The 18,568-nt window shown below is 47.4% G+C and carries 7 protein-coding genes, 8 tRNA genes and 6 rRNA genes; 17 read left to right on the top strand and 4 right to left on the bottom strand.

Translation table 11 applies throughout. The features are described from left to right. Positions 1-3 precede the first annotated feature (3 nt). The gene (murI, locus tag VER99_RS13795) at positions 4-819 is read left to right on the top strand and encodes a glutamate racemase (RefSeq protein ID WP_014233294.1); all 816 of its coding nucleotides are present in this window, start codon (positions 4-6) and stop codon (positions 817-819) included. Here the strand turns inward: murI and VER99_RS13790 are convergent. Then, entirely contained in the window at positions 773-1,228 is a 456-nt protein-coding gene (locus VER99_RS13790; RefSeq protein WP_024372606.1) for an RNA recognition motif domain-containing protein, read from the bottom strand. The genes murI and VER99_RS13790 overlap by 47 nt on opposite strands. A gap of 556 nt (positions 1,229-1,784) precedes the next feature. Between VER99_RS13790 and VER99_RS13785 the strand changes: the two genes are divergently transcribed. The 11 genes from VER99_RS13785 (at position 1,785) to VER99_RS13735 (ending at position 12,692) form a co-directional block, all read left to right on the top strand. After that, positions 1,785-3,337, top strand: a 16S ribosomal RNA gene (locus VER99_RS13785). A gap of 91 nt (positions 3,338-3,428) precedes the next feature. Next, a tRNA-Glu gene (locus VER99_RS13780) sits at positions 3,429-3,504 on the top strand. A gap of 266 nt (positions 3,505-3,770) precedes the next feature. Next, positions 3,771-6,660 (top strand): 23S ribosomal RNA (locus tag VER99_RS13775). A 92-nt stretch (positions 6,661-6,752) separates the two neighbouring features. Then, positions 6,753-6,869, top strand: a 5S ribosomal RNA gene (rrf, locus tag VER99_RS13770). Positions 6,870-7,187: 318 nt separating this feature from the next. Then, a 16S ribosomal RNA gene (locus VER99_RS13765) occupies positions 7,188-8,740 on the top strand. A 91-nt stretch (positions 8,741-8,831) separates the two neighbouring features. Further along, positions 8,832-8,907, top strand: a tRNA-Glu gene (locus VER99_RS13760). Positions 8,908-8,909: 2 nt separating this feature from the next. Then, positions 8,910-8,985, top strand: a tRNA-Lys gene (locus VER99_RS13755). Positions 8,986-9,015: 30 nt separating this feature from the next. Continuing rightward, positions 9,016-9,091: transfer RNA gene (locus tag VER99_RS13750), tRNA-Val, on the top strand. A gap of 363 nt (positions 9,092-9,454) precedes the next feature. Further along, positions 9,455-12,344, top strand: a 23S ribosomal RNA gene (locus VER99_RS13745). Positions 12,345-12,455: 111 nt separating this feature from the next. Continuing rightward, positions 12,456-12,572, top strand: a 5S ribosomal RNA gene (gene rrf, locus VER99_RS13740). Together the 16S, 23S and 5S rRNA genes with 5 tRNA genes alongside form the textbook arrangement of a ribosomal RNA operon. A gap of 43 nt (positions 12,573-12,615) precedes the next feature. Further along, a tRNA-Asp gene (locus VER99_RS13735) sits at positions 12,616-12,692 on the top strand. 453 nt (positions 12,693-13,145) lie between these two features. Here VER99_RS13735 and pssA read toward each other — a convergent pair. Next, complete coding sequence (gene pssA / locus VER99_RS13730; RefSeq protein ID WP_020334021.1) at positions 13,146-14,486, bottom strand: CDP-diacylglycerol--serine O-phosphatidyltransferase; 1,341 nt, start codon at positions 14,484-14,486, stop codon at positions 13,146-13,148. 95 nt (positions 14,487-14,581) lie between these two features. Then, complete coding sequence (locus VER99_RS13725; protein ID WP_029791383.1) at positions 14,582-14,989, bottom strand: GNAT family N-acetyltransferase; 408 nt, start codon at positions 14,987-14,989, stop codon at positions 14,582-14,584. A gap of 100 nt (positions 14,990-15,089) precedes the next feature. Between VER99_RS13725 and murB the strand changes: the two genes are divergently transcribed. Further along, complete coding sequence (murB, locus tag VER99_RS13720; protein ID WP_020334019.1) at positions 15,090-16,133, top strand: UDP-N-acetylmuramate dehydrogenase; 1,044 nt, start codon at positions 15,090-15,092, stop codon at positions 16,131-16,133. Next, positions 16,130-17,095, top strand: a complete 966-nt coding sequence (gene birA / locus VER99_RS13715) for a bifunctional biotin--[acetyl-CoA-carboxylase] ligase/biotin operon repressor BirA (RefSeq protein ID WP_020334018.1) — start codon at positions 16,130-16,132, stop codon at positions 17,093-17,095. Before murB ends, birA begins: the two co-directional genes overlap by 4 nt. 9 nt (positions 17,096-17,104) lie before the next feature. On the opposite strand, the gene coaA is transcribed toward birA, so the two are convergent. Continuing rightward, entirely contained in the window at positions 17,105-18,028 is a 924-nt protein-coding gene (gene coaA, locus VER99_RS13710; RefSeq protein WP_020334016.1) for a type I pantothenate kinase, read from the bottom strand. 206 nt (positions 18,029-18,234) lie between these two features. On the opposite strand from coaA, the gene VER99_RS13705 reads away from it, so the two are divergent. From VER99_RS13705 to VER99_RS13695, 3 genes are all read left to right on the top strand, one after another. Further along, positions 18,235-18,310: transfer RNA gene (locus VER99_RS13705), tRNA-Thr, on the top strand. A 53-nt stretch (positions 18,311-18,363) separates the two neighbouring features. Then, positions 18,364-18,448, top strand: a tRNA-Tyr gene (locus tag VER99_RS13700). A gap of 35 nt (positions 18,449-18,483) precedes the next feature. After that, positions 18,484-18,558: transfer RNA gene (locus VER99_RS13695), tRNA-Gly, on the top strand. The last annotated feature ends 10 nt before the right edge of the window (positions 18,559-18,568 follow it).

Here is an 18,568-nt window from a genome sequence, read left to right as displayed (position 1 = left end):
CTCGTGCGAGTAGCGAATAAGAAAAAGGTTTTGGTGTTTGACTCCGGTGTCGGAGGGCTTTCTGTATTTAAAGAAATCCATCGTCTATTGCCGCAAATGGACTACCTATATCTATTCGACAATCAGGCATACCCATACGGAGAGCTTGAACAAAGCGTTCTCATTTCTCGTGTGAACCAACTGGTATCCGCGCTAGTGGAAGAGTATCAGGTCGATATTGTTGTCATCGCGTGTAACACCGCAAGTACGATAGTGCTCCCGTCACTACGTGCAAAGCTAGCGATTCCTGTTGTTGGAGTTGTCCCTGCTATTAAGCCGGCGTCATTACTTGCTTCTAAAGGCGTGGGACTGATCGCGACGCCAGCCACAGTTACTCGACAATATACCCACAAATTGATTCGTGATTATGCTCAGGGAAAACCAGTAGAGTTATTGGGCTCTACCCGTCTGGTCGATATAGCGGAAGAAAAGCTGCGTGGGAAAGAGGCTTGCATTGAAGAACTAAAAGACATCTTGGAACCTATCCGCAATAAAGTGGATGTCGCTGTATTAGGTTGCACTCACTTTCCACTTCTTAAAGAAGAAATTCACCAGGCACTGGATGGTGAGGTCACATTAGTTGACTCAGGAAAAGCGATAGCACGTCGAGTAAAGACGTTATTAGATAGTGAGCAGTGTAAGGAAACCACAGAGGAGGGGACTAAACGAATTTTTGCCAGTGCACCTCCTTGGCAAGAAGATGCACTGAATGTGTGTCTGGCGAAGCTAGGTTTTACTCCTGTTCAAATTTATCGCCTTCCGGGTGTTTCGGATCGTTAGCGATACGCACTTTAAGTGTACGATCCATATATAGCTTTTCATTTAACTTGGCGATGGCTGGTTCAGCATCTGCAGCAGCCATCACAACAAATCCAAATCCTCTTCTTTTACCAGTACGTTTATCTTTCATTAAGCGCACGGCATAGACTTGTCCATATTCCGCAAATAAATCGCGAACATGACTTTCATTTGCCTTATAAGGCAGGTTTCCCACATACAAGGTTTTGGTTGATGGGTCAGAGTCGGTTGATTGATCAATTGGTGTCTGGCTAGAAAATGAAAACAGAAAAGCAGTAGCGACAACACCGATAAGAAAGCTCAGTACGGGTGAAACGGCGAATTGAGAGAAGATGACTCCCCCAATGACGGCCAACCCGGCACATAAAATCAGATTTTTTTTAGACGTCATTTTGATTACTACACATAGGTGATAAAGAGATTGTTTGCCTATTAACATAATAGACACATGAATCTTACGTATATGGTTGGTGTTTTTCCAACCAATTGCTGTGATATGTCTCAAATGTGACGAAGAAATATGCGAATTTCGCCATTTTGATTAATAACTGACCGCTTAAATCTTTTTTTTAAAAAAAGAGTTGCGCTCTTCAAACATCTCCCTATAATGCCGCCTCACCGACACGGAGTGAGACGAGAGTCACACAGCGAGTTGGAAAGAGAAGAAAAAGAAATTTGAAAAATTTCTTGACTCTCAAACCGGGCAGCGTAAGATACGCACCCCTGACAACGAGACGCGAAAGCGGCAAGTTAAGTCAGAAAAGCTCTTTAACAATATAGACCTATCAATCTGTGTGGGCACTCGTTGATGATAATCCAATTAGATACCTCGGTATCAAATTAGGTTTCAATGATACGAAGTGACCATTGAATCGAAAGATTCAGCACAGTCAATTCAAACATTACTTTATGTAATGTTCAGTATTCATTGAGCCGAACAAAATCTTAAATTGAAGAGTTTGATCATGGCTCAGATTGAACGCTGGCGGCAGGCCTAACACATGCAAGTCGAGCGGAAACGAGTTAACTGAACCTTCGGGGGACGTTAACGGCGTCGAGCGGCGGACGGGTGAGTAATGCCTAGGAAATTGCCCTGATGTGGGGGATAACCATTGGAAACGATGGCTAATACCGCATGATGCCTACGGGCCAAAGAGGGGGACCTTCGGGCCTCTCGCGTCAGGATATGCCTAGGTGGGATTAGCTAGTTGGTGAGGTAAGGGCTCACCAAGGCGACGATCCCTAGCTGGTCTGAGAGGATGATCAGCCACACTGGAACTGAGACACGGTCCAGACTCCTACGGGAGGCAGCAGTGGGGAATATTGCACAATGGGCGCAAGCCTGATGCAGCCATGCCGCGTGTGTGAAGAAGGCCTTCGGGTTGTAAAGCACTTTCAGTCGTGAGGAAGGTAGTGTAGTTAATAGCTGCATTATTTGACGTTAGCGACAGAAGAAGCACCGGCTAACTCCGTGCCAGCAGCCGCGGTAATACGGAGGGTGCGAGCGTTAATCGGAATTACTGGGCGTAAAGCGCATGCAGGTGGTTTGTTAAGTCAGATGTGAAAGCCCGGGGCTCAACCTCGGAATAGCATTTGAAACTGGCAGACTAGAGTACTGTAGAGGGGGGTAGAATTTCAGGTGTAGCGGTGAAATGCGTAGAGATCTGAAGGAATACCGGTGGCGAAGGCGGCCCCCTGGACAGATACTGACACTCAGATGCGAAAGCGTGGGGAGCAAACAGGATTAGATACCCTGGTAGTCCACGCCGTAAACGATGTCTACTTGGAGGTTGTGGCCTTGAGCCGTGGCTTTCGGAGCTAACGCGTTAAGTAGACCGCCTGGGGAGTACGGTCGCAAGATTAAAACTCAAATGAATTGACGGGGGCCCGCACAAGCGGTGGAGCATGTGGTTTAATTCGATGCAACGCGAAGAACCTTACCTACTCTTGACATCCAGAGAACTTTTCAGAGATGAATTGGTGCCTTCGGGAACTCTGAGACAGGTGCTGCATGGCTGTCGTCAGCTCGTGTTGTGAAATGTTGGGTTAAGTCCCGCAACGAGCGCAACCCTTATCCTTGTTTGCCAGCGAGTAATGTCGGGAACTCCAGGGAGACTGCCGGTGATAAACCGGAGGAAGGTGGGGACGACGTCAAGTCATCATGGCCCTTACGAGTAGGGCTACACACGTGCTACAATGGCGCATACAGAGGGCGGCCAACTTGCGAAAGTGAGCGAATCCCAAAAAGTGCGTCGTAGTCCGGATTGGAGTCTGCAACTCGACTCCATGAAGTCGGAATCGCTAGTAATCGTGGATCAGAATGCCACGGTGAATACGTTCCCGGGCCTTGTACACACCGCCCGTCACACCATGGGAGTGGGCTGCAAAAGAAGTAGGTAGTTTAACCTTCGGGGGGACGCTTACCACTTTGTGGTTCATGACTGGGGTGAAGTCGTAACAAGGTAGCGCTAGGGGAACCTGGCGCTGGATCACCTCCTTATACGATGATTATTCACGATGAGTGTCCACACAGATTGATATGGTTTATGAAGTTTAAGAGATAGAACATCCCCCAAGATGTTCAACTTAGTGTCCCGTTCGTCTAGAGGCCTAGGACACCGCCCTTTCACGGCGGTAACAGGGGTTCGACTCCCCTACGGGATACCATCTTTAAGCGCATTAGCGATAGTGCTTTTAAAAATGGTTACTTCATTAGAAGTGATTAGCTCTTTAACAATTTGGAAAGCTGACAAAGTAATCTTTAAGATTACTTGTAAAGTTCTCAAAGTATTCATGTAATTGAATACAACTAAAAACACATTCAAGTGTTCTTGGAATTTGAGTCCGGCAAAATCGAATGTCTCTCGCTCATTCAAATAATGAGAGACAACTTTGGTTGTTTAACATCAATTCGAAACTCCTTCGGGTTGTATGGTTAAGTGACTAAGCGTACACGGTGGATGCCTTGGCAGTCAGAGGCGATGAAGGACGTATTAACTTGCGATAAGCCCAGATTAGGCAGTAAAAGCCACTTGAGTCTGGGATTTCCGAATGGGGAAACCCACTTACATAAGTAAGTATCCTGTTGTGAATACATAGCAGCAGGAGGCGAACCGGGGGAACTGAAACATCTAAGTACCCCGAGGAAAAGAAATCAACCGAGATTCCGAAAGTAGCGGCGAGCGAAATTGGACTAGCCCTTAAGCTTTATAAGCGTTAGGTGAACAAGCTGGAAAGCTTGGCGATACAGGGTGATAGCCCCGTAACTGACGACGCATATTCAGTGAAATCGAGTAGGGCGGGACACGTGATATCCTGTCTGAATATGGGGGGACCATCCTCCAAGGCTAAATACTACTGACTGACCGATAGTGAACCAGTACCGTGAGGGAAAGGCGAAAAGAACCCCTGTGAGGGGAGTGAAATAGAACCTGAAACCGTGTACGTACAAGCAGTAGGAGCAGGCTTTGTCCTGTGACTGCGTACCTTTTGTATAATGGGTCAGCGACTTATATTCAGTGGCAAGGTTAACCATCTAGGGGAGCCGTAGGGAAACCGAGTCTTAACTGGGCGTTCAGTCTCTGGATATAGACCCGAAACCAGGTGATCTAGCCATGGGCAGGTTGAAGGTTGAGTAACATCAACTGGAGGACCGAACCGACTAATGTTGAAAAATTAGCGGATGACTTGTGGCTAGGGGTGAAAGGCCAATCAAACCTGGAGATAGCTGGTTCTCCCCGAAAGCTATTTAGGTAGCGCCTCGGACGAATACTACTGGGGGTAGAGCACTGTTAAGGCTAGGGGGTCATCCCGACTTACCAACCCTTTGCAAACTCCGAATACCAGTAAGTACTATCCGGGAGACACACGGCGGGTGCTAACGTCCGTCGTGGAGAGGGAAACAACCCAGACCGCCAGCTAAGGTCCCAAATTACTACTAAGTGGGAAACGATGTGGGAAGGCTCAGACAGCCAGGATGTTGGCTTAGAAGCAGCCATCATTTAAAGAAAGCGTAATAGCTCACTGGTCGAGTCGGCCTGCGCGGAAGATGTAACGGGGCTAAGTAGTAAACCGAAGCTGCGGCAATACTCTTTGAGTATTGGGTAGGGGAGCGTTCTGTAAGCGGTTGAAGGTGTGTGGTAACGCATGCTGGACGTATCAGAAGTGCGAATGCTGACATGAGTAACGATAAAGGGGGTGAAAAACCTCCTCGCCGGAAGACCAAGGGTTCCTGTCCAACGTTAATCGGGGCAGGGTAAGTCGACCCCTAAGGCGAGGCCGAAAGGCGTAGTCGATGGGAAACGGGTTAATATTCCCGTACTTCTTACAATTGCGATGGGGGGACGGAGAAGGCTAGGTGGGCCTGGCGACGGTTGTCCAGGTTCAAGTGCGTAGGCTTGAGAGTTAGGTAAATCCGGCTCTCTCTAAGGCTGAGACACGATGTCGAGCACCTACGGGTGTGAAGTCATTGATGCCATGCTTCCAGGAAAAGCCTCTAAGCTTCAGATTGTAAGGAATCGTACCCCAAACCGACACAGGTGGTCGGGTAGAGAATACCAAGGCGCTTGAGAGAACTCGGGTGAAGGAACTAGGCAAAATGGTACCGTAACTTCGGGAGAAGGTACGCTCTCGACGGTGAAGTCCCTTGCGGATGGAGCTATTGAGAGTCGCAGATACCAGGTGGCTGCAACTGTTTATTAAAAACACAGCACTGTGCAAAATCGTAAGATGACGTATACGGTGTGACGCCTGCCCGGTGCCGGAAGGTTAATTGATGGGGTTAGACTTCGGTCGAAGCTCTTGATCGAAGCCCCGGTAAACGGCGGCCGTAACTATAACGGTCCTAAGGTAGCGAAATTCCTTGTCGGGTAAGTTCCGACCTGCACGAATGGCGTAATGATGGCCACGCTGTCTCCACCCGAGACTCAGTGAAATTGAAATCGCTGTGAAGATGCAGTGTACCCGCGGCTAGACGGAAAGACCCCGTGAACCTTTACTACAGCTTGGCACTGAACATTGACCCTACATGTGTAGGATAGGTGGGAGGCTTTGAAACGAGTACGCCAGTATTCGTGGAGCCGTCCTTGAAATACCACCCTTGTAGTGTTGATGTTCTAACGTTGACCCCTTATCGGGGTTGCGGACAGTGCCTGGTGGGTAGTTTGACTGGGGCGGTCTCCTCCCAAAGCGTAACGGAGGAGCACGAAGGTGGGCTAATCACGGTTGGACATCGTGAGGTTAGTGCAATGGCATAAGCCCGCTTGACTGCGAGAATGACAATTCGAGCAGGTGCGAAAGCAGGTCATAGTGATCCGGTGGTTCTGAATGGAAGGGCCATCGCTCAACGGATAAAAGGTACTCCGGGGATAACAGGCTGATACCGCCCAAGAGTTCATATCGACGGCGGTGTTTGGCACCTCGATGTCGGCTCATCACATCCTGGGGCTGAAGTCGGTCCCAAGGGTATGGCTGTTCGCCATTTAAAGTGGTACGCGAGCTGGGTTTAGAACGTCGTGAGACAGTTCGGTCCCTATCTGCCGTGGGCGTTGGAGAATTGAAAGGGGCTGCTCCTAGTACGAGAGGACCGGAGTGGACGAACCTCTGGTGTTCGGGTTGTGTCGCCAGACGCATTGCCCGGTAGCTAAGTTCGGGATCGATAACCGCTGAAAGCATCTAAGCGGGAAGCGAGCCTTGAGATGAGTTCTCCCTGATACTTTAAGTATCCTAAAGGGTTGTCGTAGACTACGACGTTGATAGGCAGGGTGTGTAAGCGTTGTGAGGCGTTGAGCTAACCTGTACTAATTGCCCGTGAGGCTTAACCATACAACACCCAAGGGGTTTTGATGGACTCAATGTAAGAACGTTGAATGTGTAAAAACGAGAATTAAAAACAGCTTTCCAGATTAAAGAATTTGCTTGGCGACCATAGCGTTTTGGACCCACCTGACTTCCATTCCGAACTCAGAAGTGAAACAAAATAGCGCCGATGGTAGTGTGGGGTTTCCCCATGTGAGAGTAGGACATCGCCAGGCTTTTATTTTGCACTTGCTTAATATTTAAGCAAGTCACCATAGGGTTCTAAAGTTTTTTAGAATTTTATGTTGACTTTCAAAGTGGAAAGCGTATTATACGCACCTCGCTTAAGTGCTAAGGCACTGAAAGCCAAGCTCTTTAACAATATAGACCTATCAATCTGTGTGGGCACTCGTTGATGATAATCCAATTAGAAACTTCGGTTTCAAATTAGGTTTCAATGATACGAAGTGACCATTGAATCTTCGGATTCAGCACAGTCAATTCAAACATTACTTTATGTAATGTTCAGTATTCATTGAGCCGAACAAAATCTTAAATTGAAGAGTTTGATCATGGCTCAGATTGAACGCTGGCGGCAGGCCTAACACATGCAAGTCGAGCGGAAACGAGTTAACTGAACCTTCGGGGGACGTTAACGGCGTCGAGCGGCGGACGGGTGAGTAATGCCTAGGAAATTGCCCTGATGTGGGGGATAACCATTGGAAACGATGGCTAATACCGCATGATGCCTACGGGCCAAAGAGGGGGACCTTCGGGCCTCTCGCGTCAGGATATGCCTAGGTGGGATTAGCTAGTTGGTGAGGTAAGGGCTCACCAAGGCGACGATCCCTAGCTGGTCTGAGAGGATGATCAGCCACACTGGAACTGAGACACGGTCCAGACTCCTACGGGAGGCAGCAGTGGGGAATATTGCACAATGGGCGCAAGCCTGATGCAGCCATGCCGCGTGTGTGAAGAAGGCCTTCGGGTTGTAAAGCACTTTCAGTCGTGAGGAAGGTAGTGTAGTTAATAGCTGCATTATTTGACGTTAGCGACAGAAGAAGCACCGGCTAACTCCGTGCCAGCAGCCGCGGTAATACGGAGGGTGCGAGCGTTAATCGGAATTACTGGGCGTAAAGCGCATGCAGGTGGTTTGTTAAGTCAGATGTGAAAGCCCGGGGCTCAACCTCGGAATAGCATTTGAAACTGGCAGACTAGAGTACTGTAGAGGGGGGTAGAATTTCAGGTGTAGCGGTGAAATGCGTAGAGATCTGAAGGAATACCGGTGGCGAAGGCGGCCCCCTGGACAGATACTGACACTCAGATGCGAAAGCGTGGGGAGCAAACAGGATTAGATACCCTGGTAGTCCACGCCGTAAACGATGTCTACTTGGAGGTTGTGGCCTTGAGCCGTGGCTTTCGGAGCTAACGCGTTAAGTAGACCGCCTGGGGAGTACGGTCGCAAGATTAAAACTCAAATGAATTGACGGGGGCCCGCACAAGCGGTGGAGCATGTGGTTTAATTCGATGCAACGCGAAGAACCTTACCTACTCTTGACATCCAGAGAACTTTTCAGAGATGAATTGGTGCCTTCGGGAACTCTGAGACAGGTGCTGCATGGCTGTCGTCAGCTCGTGTTGTGAAATGTTGGGTTAAGTCCCGCAACGAGCGCAACCCTTATCCTTGTTTGCCAGCGAGTAATGTCGGGAACTCCAGGGAGACTGCCGGTGATAAACCGGAGGAAGGTGGGGACGACGTCAAGTCATCATGGCCCTTACGAGTAGGGCTACACACGTGCTACAATGGCGCATACAGAGGGCGGCCAACTTGCGAAAGTGAGCGAATCCCAAAAAGTGCGTCGTAGTCCGGATTGGAGTCTGCAACTCGACTCCATGAAGTCGGAATCGCTAGTAATCGTGGATCAGAATGCCACGGTGAATACGTTCCCGGGCCTTGTACACACCGCCCGTCACACCATGGGAGTGGGCTGCAAAAGAAGTAGGTAGTTTAACCTTCGGGGGGACGCTTACCACTTTGTGGTTCATGACTGGGGTGAAGTCGTAACAAGGTAGCGCTAGGGGAACCTGGCGCTGGATCACCTCCTTATACGATGATTACTCACGATGAGTGTCCACACAGATTGATATGGTTTATGAAGTTTAAGAGATAGAACATCCCCCAAGATGTTCAACTTAGTGTCCCGTTCGTCTAGAGGCCTAGGACACCGCCCTTTCACGGCGGTAACAGGGGTTCGACTCCCCTACGGGATACCATTGGGTCGTTAGCTCAGTTGGTAGAGCAGTTGACTTTTAATCAATTGGTCGCAGGTTCGAATCCTGCACGACCCACCATTCTTCTCCACGAAGAATTAAAACTTATGTGGGCGATTAGCTCAGTTGGGAGAGCACCTGCCTTACAAGCAGGGGGTCACTGGTTCGAGCCCGGTATCGCCCACCATTCTCTAAGCATTTTTGGAATAAAACGTCCAAACCAGAGCAAGCAATTGATACTGGTTGGCATTTTTGACTCTGAAAGTCTTTAGAAAATGTACTTCCTTGTGAAGAAACATAGCTCTTTAACAATTTGGAAAGCTGACAAATCAAACTTTTTAAGTTTGATTGTAAAGTTCTCAAAGTATTCCTAATGGAATACAACTAAAAACACATTCAAGTGTTCTTGGCTTTTTGTTTTCACTTTTTATAAAAAGTAAAATAAAAAGATATTTGAGTCCGGCAAAATCGAAAGCTGTCTCGCTCATTCAAACAATGAGACAGCAACTTTGGTTGTTTAACATCAATTCGAAACTCCTTCGGGTTGTATGGTTAAGTGACTAAGCGTACACGGTGGATGCCTTGGCAGTCAGAGGCGATGAAGGACGTATTAACTTGCGATAAGCCCAGATTAGGCAGTAAAAGCCACTTGAGTCTGGGATTTCCGAATGGGGAAACCCACTTACATAAGTAAGTATCCTGTTGTGAATACATAGCAACAGGAGGCGAACCGGGGGAACTGAAACATCTAAGTACCCCGAGGAAAAGAAATCAACCGAGATTCCGAAAGTAGCGGCGAGCGAAATTGGACTAGCCCTTAAGCTTTACACACGTTAGACGAACGGTCTGGAAAGGCCGACGATACAGGGTGATAGTCCCGTAGTTGACGATGTGTGTTCAGTGAAATCGAGTAGGGCGGGACACGTGATATCCTGTCTGAATATGGGGGGACCATCCTCCAAGGCTAAATACTACTGACTGACCGATAGTGAACCAGTACCGTGAGGGAAAGGCGAAAAGAACCCCTGTGAGGGGAGTGAAATAGAACCTGAAACCGTGTACGTACAAGCAGTAGGAGCAGGCTTTGTCCTGTGACTGCGTACCTTTTGTATAATGGGTCAGCGACTTATATTCAGTGGCAAGGTTAACCATCTAGGGGAGCCGTAGGGAAACCGAGTCTTAACTGGGCGTTCAGTCTCTGGATATAGACCCGAAACCAGGTGATCTAGCCATGGGCAGGTTGAAGGTTGAGTAACATCAACTGGAGGACCGAACCGACTAATGTTGAAAAATTAGCGGATGACTTGTGGCTAGGGGTGAAAGGCCAATCAAACCTGGAGATAGCTGGTTCTCCCCGAAAGCTATTTAGGTAGCGCCTCGGACGAATACTACTGGGGGTAGAGCACTGTTAAGGCTAGGGGGTCATCCCGACTTACCAACCCTTTGCAAACTCCGAATACCAGTAAGTACTATCCGGGAGACACACGGCGGGTGCTAACGTCCGTCGTGGAGAGGGAAACAACCCAGACCGCCAGCTAAGGTCCCAAATTACTACTAAGTGGGAAACGATGTGGGAAGGCTCAGACAGCCAGGATGTTGGCTTAGAAGCAGCCATCATTTAAAGAAAGCGTAATAGCTCACTGGTCGAGTCGGCCTGCGCGGAAGATGTAACGGGGCTAAGTAGTAAACCGAAGCTGCGGCAATACTCTTTGAGTATTGGGTAGGGGAGCGTTCTGTAAGCGGTTGAAGGTGTGTGGTAACGCATGCTGGACGTATCAGAAGTGCGAATGCTGACATGAGTAACGATAAAGGGGGTGAAAAACCTCCTCGCCGGAAGACCAAGGGTTCCTGTCCAACGTTAATCGGGGCAGGGTAAGTCGACCCCTAAGGCGAGGCCGAAAGGCGTAGTCGATGGGAAACGGGTTAATATTCCCGTACTTCTTACAATTGCGATGGGGGGACGGAGAAGGCTAGGTGGGCCTGGCGACGGTTGTCCAGGTTCAAGTGCGTAGGCTTGAGAGTTAGGTAAATCCGGCTCTCTCTAAGGCTGAGACACGACGTCGAGCACCTACGGGTGTGAAGTCATTGATGCCATGCTTCCAGGAAAAGCCTCTAAGCTTCAGATTGTAAGGAATCGTACCCCAAACCGACACAGGTGGTCGGGTAGAGAATACCAAGGCGCTTGAGAGAACTCGGGTGAAGGAACTAGGCAAAATGGTACCGTAACTTCGGGAGAAGGTACGCTCTCGACGGTGAAGTCCCTTGCGGATGGAGCTATTGAGAGTCGCAGATACCAGGTGGCTGCAACTGTTTATTAAAAACACAGCACTGTGCAAAATCGTAAGATGACGTATACGGTGTGACGCCTGCCCGGTGCCGGAAGGTTAATTGATGGGGTTAGACTTCGGTCGAAGCTCTTGATCGAAGCCCCGGTAAACGGCGGCCGTAACTATAACGGTCCTAAGGTAGCGAAATTCCTTGTCGGGTAAGTTCCGACCTGCACGAATGGCGTAATGATGGCCACGCTGTCTCCACCCGAGACTCAGTGAAATTGAAATCGCTGTGAAGATGCAGTGTACCCGCGGCTAGACGGAAAGACCCCGTGAACCTTTACTACAGCTTGGCACTGAACATTGACCCTACATGTGTAGGATAGGTGGGAGGCTTTGAAACGAGTACGCCAGTATTCGTGGAGCCGTCCTTGAAATACCACCCTTGTAGTGTTGATGTTCTAACGTTGACCCCTTATCGGGGTTGCGGACAGTGCCTGGTGGGTAGTTTGACTGGGGCGGTCTCCTCCCAAAGCGTAACGGAGGAGCACGAAGGTGGGCTAATCACGGTTGGACATCGTGAGGTTAGTGCAATGGCATAAGCCCGCTTGACTGCGAGAATGACAATTCGAGCAGGTGCGAAAGCAGGTCATAGTGATCCGGTGGTTCTGAATGGAAGGGCCATCGCTCAACGGATAAAAGGTACTCCGGGGATAACAGGCTGATACCGCCCAAGAGTTCATATCGACGGCGGTGTTTGGCACCTCGATGTCGGCTCATCACATCCTGGGGCTGAAGTCGGTCCCAAGGGTATGGCTGTTCGCCATTTAAAGTGGTACGCGAGCTGGGTTTAGAACGTCGTGAGACAGTTCGGTCCCTATCTGCCGTGGGCGTTGGAGAATTGAAAGGGGCTGCTCCTAGTACGAGAGGACCGGAGTGGACGAACCTCTGGTGTTCGGGTTGTGTCGCCAGACGCATTGCCCGGTAGCTAAGTTCGGGATCGATAACCGCTGAAAGCATCTAAGCGGGAAGCGAGCCTTGAGATGAGTTCTCCCTGATACTTTAAGTATCCTAAAGGGTTGTCGTAGACTACGACGTTGATAGGCAGGGTGTGTAAGCGTTGTGAGGCGTTGAGCTAACCTGTACTAATTGCCCGTGAGGCTTAACCATACAACACCCAAGGGGTTTTGATGGACTCAATGTAAGAACGTTGAATGTGTAATAACGAGAATTAAAAAACAGCTTTCCAAGTTTTCTCTAGAAATAGAGAGTAAGAATTTGCTTGGCGACCATAGCGTTTTGGACCCACCTGACTTCCATTCCGAACTCAGAAGTGAAACGAAATAGCGCCGATGGTAGTGTGGGGTTTCCCCATGTGAGAGTAGGACATCGCCAGGCTTTAAATTTTGGATGTTCGCTTTAAAGCGGATGATACCACTGCGGAGTGGTAGTTCAGTTGGTTAGAATACCGGCCTGTCACGCCGGGGGTCGCGGGTTCGAGTCCCGTCCACTCCGCCACTTATTAGAAAGCCTAGTCGAAAGACTAGGCTTTTGTCGTTTATGGCACATAACTCCCTTTTAGGGAAATCGAGTCAGGCTTATGTGCGAATCCAGTTGTACGCATGCCCAGCTATTTGACCGTTTAAGAAACCTCGCTAAAACAAACAGGCTTCTTTCTAACGTTCTAGATTACCTCCCCGTCTATCATGCTATAGGCAGCTGTTTTACTTCTTCGCATATTTACTAATGTGAATAATCGTGAATTCTCCAACTTGTATGTCATTAGCTGTAAGAAGTCACACGTCAGTTCTTAAGCTTTGAACCATTAGGAGAAGAGACTGCCTAGATTCGAATTCATGTATAGCTCTTCGCTTCAAGTAATAAGCCGCCAAAAAACTATTAGCAATGCATTAGAAATAAAAACGCCCAACAGTTGTTGGGCGTTGATCGATTATGTTTGAAGCCGCTAGATTACAGAATGCGTTTTAATACTCCATCGGCTTTCAAGCGAGTAATTTTTCTTACCAGCTTTTGTACACCGAACGGATAATCTTCGACTTTTTCTAGCTGTCTGTAAGTGCAGATTAAGTGGGTGTGCTCTAGGATTCGTGAAACTTCTTCCTCGAACTTATTGGTGAGCTGAGCGTAGTTATCTTGAATCAATAAGCCATTCTCTAGGTCAAGTGACCACGCTCGCGGATTCAAGTTATTACCTGTCAGTAGCATGTATCGTTTATCGACCCAAATACCTTTTAGGTGGAAGCTGTTATTGTCGTGCTTCCATAAGTGAATCGATAGTTTTCGTGCTGCTATGTTGGCTTCATTTGCTTTAGCAAAGCGACGCAGGTTCACTTCATAAAGATAAGGTAAACCACCAATGGTTTTAAAGTCTTCTTCAGGAGAGATATAGAAATCATTGGCTATCTTATCGCCGACCACGATGGTGACTTTAACACCACGCTTCATAGCACGTTTCACTTCACGGTGAATCGCTTTAGGAAAGTTGAAGTACGGAGTACAGATGAAGATTTCATTTTGAGCCGCCGCGAGTAACTTTACTATCTGTTGATTTAATATATTACGTCGTTTACCTAAACCAACCAGTGGCGTGACTTTTACGTCTTCTTCGGTTTCTGCCTGACTTTCAAACTGGTAACTTGCTTGAGATAGTGAAGCGCGTAATTGGCGAATAGCCGATTTGATTTCTTTTGTTTCTGGCTTGTATTGGTTAGCAAGGTCATTAACTGCAGGATGAGCGATCATCTCATTCTGAATAAATTGCGCCATTGAGTCTGCGAGAGATTCATTGCGAATGACATGGTAGCGATCAAAGCGATAACGGCCATGATAGTTCAGATAGACATTATTTAAGCTTGCTCCGCTGTAAATAACAGTGTCATCGACAATGAAGCCTTTCAAATGCAGAACACCAAAGACTTCTCGACCACGTACGGGAATGCCATATACAGGAATTCGGTGTTGGTACTTTTGCGCGAATGCCTTATACAGAGCTGAGTTACCTTCAGAGGTTTCTGCACCAATCAAACCGCGTTGTGCTCGGTGCCAATCTACACAGATATTGATGTCCAGCCCTGGATTACGTTGCTTCGCCTCGTAAAGTGCTGTGAGTATTTCACGTCCAGCCTCGTCATCTTCCAGATATAGAGCGACTAGGGAAATTCGTGACGTTGCTTTGCTTATCGCATCCAGAAGGCGAGTCCTGAATTCTTGTGCAGAATACAGAACGTCAAAGTCCTCAGGATTTACTGCGAGGCTTGGCAACTGTTCGAATGGATTCCTACTTACTATCATATCGGTGTGAGTACCTTTATTTAGTGCAATATTGCGAACCTGATATTTTATCAAAGATATGATTTATCTGGCTACAAAAGCACGCGGTTTGAAGTCTAGGATGGGATGAATTGCATTGGAATGAGATCTTTACCGCTATCAACGTAGCGCTGAAAGGCCATTTTCAATGAGTTTGGGAGTTTTGAGCTATCGATGGTCTTAAAACCATGTTGAGAGTAATAAGTCTCTAAGTGCATAAACGCAAAGCAATAATCACCATCGGAGAAAACTTTGTTTTTGCAGTGAGTCAGTAATGCATTCCCCACACCGGTTCCCCTATATTCAGGAACAACAAGCATCCCAGTTAATAATCGATAGTTTTCCACGCTCTTCATACGCAGTAGAGCTACGATAGATCCTTCATGACTTGCCGTGATGATCAATTCATCTCTTTTCGCTCGCCCTGAGGGATAGTGTGCTTTATACAACCTCTTAATGAGAGGAAGCTTGATGGGATTTAACACTTCTATGATTAATGAGTTAGGTATTGTCACTGCGGTTAAAAGAGTTCTAAGGTAGAATGTTGACAGTTTAAGAGAATCTTATCTGGCGTTGCAAACCACTATGCAAATTAAAACAAATGCGAGCCTTAAGGCTTATCACACTTTTGGTATCGAACAGACATGTTCGTATTTAGCCGTCGTTGAGTCTGTTGACGATGTTATTCAACTTTTTCAGGAACCTGCTTTCAAAAGCTTACCTAAGCTGTTCCTGGGCAAAGGAAGTAATGTGCTGTTCACTGAGCATTACGAAGGTCTGGTTATCGTCAATAGACTGCTTGGCAAAGTAGTAGAAGAGACTGACGAGCATTACTTGCTACATATCGAAGGTGGTGAAGATTGGCCTGAATTAGTTTCCTGGTGTGTTGAGCGAGGCTTAGGTGGCATAGAAAACCTAGCGCTCATCCCTGGTTGTGCAGGCTCTGCGCCCATCCAAAACATTGGTGCTTACGGATTAGAATTGAAAGATGTTTGTGACTACGTGGATATCTTAGATCTCACAACATTTGAATCGCGACGCATGAACGCAGATGAGTGCGAATTTGGTTATCGTGACTCTATCTTTAAGCATGCTTTTTATGGTGAATGTTTTATTTCTGCTGTTGGACTTAAGCTGAACAAAGAATGGAAACCGATCAACCAATATGGTCCCTTGCAAAGTATTCCTACTGAAAAGTTAAGTCCAGCATCCATATTTGAACGTGTTTGCCAGGTTCGCCAAGAAAAATTGCCTGATCCTGCGAAAGTGGGTAATGCAGGCAGCTTTTTTAAGAACCCTGTGATCTCTCAAGATCATTATGATCAACTGGTTGAGGCGCATCATGACCTGGTGGCATACCCTGCAGAAAATGGAATGAAAGTGGCTGCGGGTTGGCTCATTGATCAATGTGGTCTTAAAGGGATCTCTGTTAATGGCGCGCAAGTTAACCCTTTGCAAGCATTAGTGCTAACTAACGTGGACAACTGCAGTGCGCAAGATGTATTGGCTCTGGCATCTCTCGTTAAGCAGACGGTATGGAATAAATACCAGATAGAGCTCGAGCATGAAGTTCGGTTTATCAATCGTGGTGGTGAAACCAATCTTGCTGAGATAGAGGCTGCGCAATGAGAAAAGAGCATGCAACAAAACTGCATATCCTGAAAACACTCAGTGATGGCGAGTTCCATTCAGGTGAAGCCCTAGGTCATGACCTTGGTATCTCAAGAGCCGCCATTGCTAAGCATATTAAAGGTCTGAGTGAATGGGGTGTGGATATATACCGTATTCAAGGACGTGGTTATCAATTGGCTCATCCCATGCAATTGTTAGACGAGACGAGACTCACGGATAGCTCCGAGCCAAAACTGGAGTTAATCCCAGTGATTGATTCCACCAACCAGTACTTGTTAGAGCGGGTGAATGAATCCGAAAAAGGCCGTGTTTGTGTCGCTGAGTACCAAGCTAGCGGTCGTGGCCGTCGTGGTCGCCAATGGGTTTCTCCGTTTGGCTCCAACTTATATTTGTCTATGTACTGGCGTCTTGATGCGGGGATGGCCGCAGCAATGGGCTTGAGTCTCGTTATTGGTATCGCTGCGGTTGAAGCATTAGAGGAAATGGGCATCCAGGGCGTTAAGCTCAAGTGGCCAAACGATCTCTATTATCAAGATAAAAAGCTCGCGGGCATTCTGGTAGAAATGTCAGGCCAAGCCGGTGGTGCAGCTAATCTCGTAATAGGAATGGGTCTAAACATTGGTATGCCAGATAAACAGCCTGATATTGACCAGCCCTGGACGACGTTAAATCAAGTGTGTGCTGATCTCCGCTTAGACAGAACTCAGCTTGCTTTGACGCTAATTGAGCATTGGAAGACGATACTGGTCGATTACGAAATGATGGGACTGGCAGGCTTTGTTGATCGCTGGAATCGTCTGGATAACTTCATTGGACGCCCGGTCAAACTCTTAATGGGAGCCAGAGAAGTGAAGGGGATTGTTCAAGGTATCGATCAGCAAGGTGGTGTGGTACTTGAGACTGACAATGGATTAGAAACCTACATTGGTGGAGAGATTTCTTTGAGAAAAGGGGATTGAGTTATCCCCTTACTTTCGTAGAGATACTTTGTCTACGAGGTGATTAACCCCTTTATGTAAGATCAAATGGGCTCTTTCTCGGGTAGGAAGAATATTATGCTCTAAGTTGAGCCCATTAATACTCTGCCAGATCTCTTTTGCCTTATTTTTCGCTTCTTCAGTCGACAGCTGAGTATAGTGACTAAAATAAGACCCTGGTTTGGTAAAAGCCCCTCGGCGGAACTTCAAAAATCTTTCCACATACCATTGTTCAATGGTGTCAGATTCCGCATCGACGTAAATAGAGAAATCCAAAAAGTCTGAAACAAACACTCTATGAGGATCGTGGGGATAATCCATACCGCTCTGTAATACGTTTAACCCTTCAATGATCAGAACATCAGGCCTGTCGACTTTCTTGAGTTCGTCGGTAATGTCATAAGTAATATGCGAGTAGACAGGAACTTCAAGATCCGGCTTCCCGGCTTTTACATCAGACATAAACTCAACTAAGCGTTTGATGTCGTAAGACTCAGGGAAACCCTTGCGATGCATGATGCCTTTTTCTTCCAAGACTTTCTTGGGATACAAAAAGCCATCCGTCGTAACCAAAGATACTTTAGGATGATTTTCCCAGCGGGAAAGCAGCGCTTTTAGAATACGAGCTGTTGTGCTTTTGCCTACCGCTACACTCCCGGCGATTCCAATCACAAAGGGAGGGGCATGTTCTTCAGTATTCAAAAACTGTTGAAGAACCGTATTACGACTCTGGCGAGCCTGTACATACAAATTTAATAGGCGAGACAATGGCAGGTAGATTTCTACTGCCTCCTCCATGGTAAGATTTTCATTTATGCCCTGAAGTGCAGTTAAGTCTTCTTCAGAAAGTGTCATTGGCACAGAGTTTCTTAAATCTGCCCAGTTGGCACGGTCAAATGACAAAAATGGACTCATGGGGCTCTTTCATCCTTGGTTTCATTGAGAGCATGAACATACATCAAGCGCACTTTAAAGCAAGCGACAGAGGTCGAAGTTTGCTTTAAAAAAGCGAAGTTTGTACGTTTTTGCAGCAAACGAATGCAAAAAATCGAAATTTATGATTTTTTTTTAAATTCCTATTGCAACCTAGAAAATCATTCAATAGAATGCGCACCACTTATGCCGACTTAGCTCAGTAGGTAGAGCAACTGACTTGTAATCAGTAGGTCACCAGTTCGATTCCGGTAGTCGGCACCATTCTCTCCTGTTTCTTAAAGAAACAACGAGTAGTGAGAATGGCTAGAAATTTTGGAGGGGTTCCCGAGTGGCCAAAGGGAGCAGACTGTAAATCTGCCGGCACTGCCTTCGATGGTTCGAATCCGTCCCCCTCCACCATATTCTTTAGGAAATAGCTCTCAGAGTTACGTGTTGCGGGCATCGTATAATGGCTATTACCTCAGCCTTCCAAGCTGATGATGCGGGTTCGATTCCCGCTGCCCGCTCCACTCTAATTTG

The sequence above is a fragment of the Vibrio natriegens NBRC 15636 = ATCC 14048 = DSM 759 genome, from assembly GCF_035621455.1.
Classification (GTDB): domain Bacteria; phylum Pseudomonadota; class Gammaproteobacteria; order Enterobacterales; family Vibrionaceae; genus Vibrio; species Vibrio natriegens.
The sequence above is the reverse complement of the archived record's forward strand: the minus strand, read 5'-3'. Positions and strand labels throughout refer to the sequence as shown.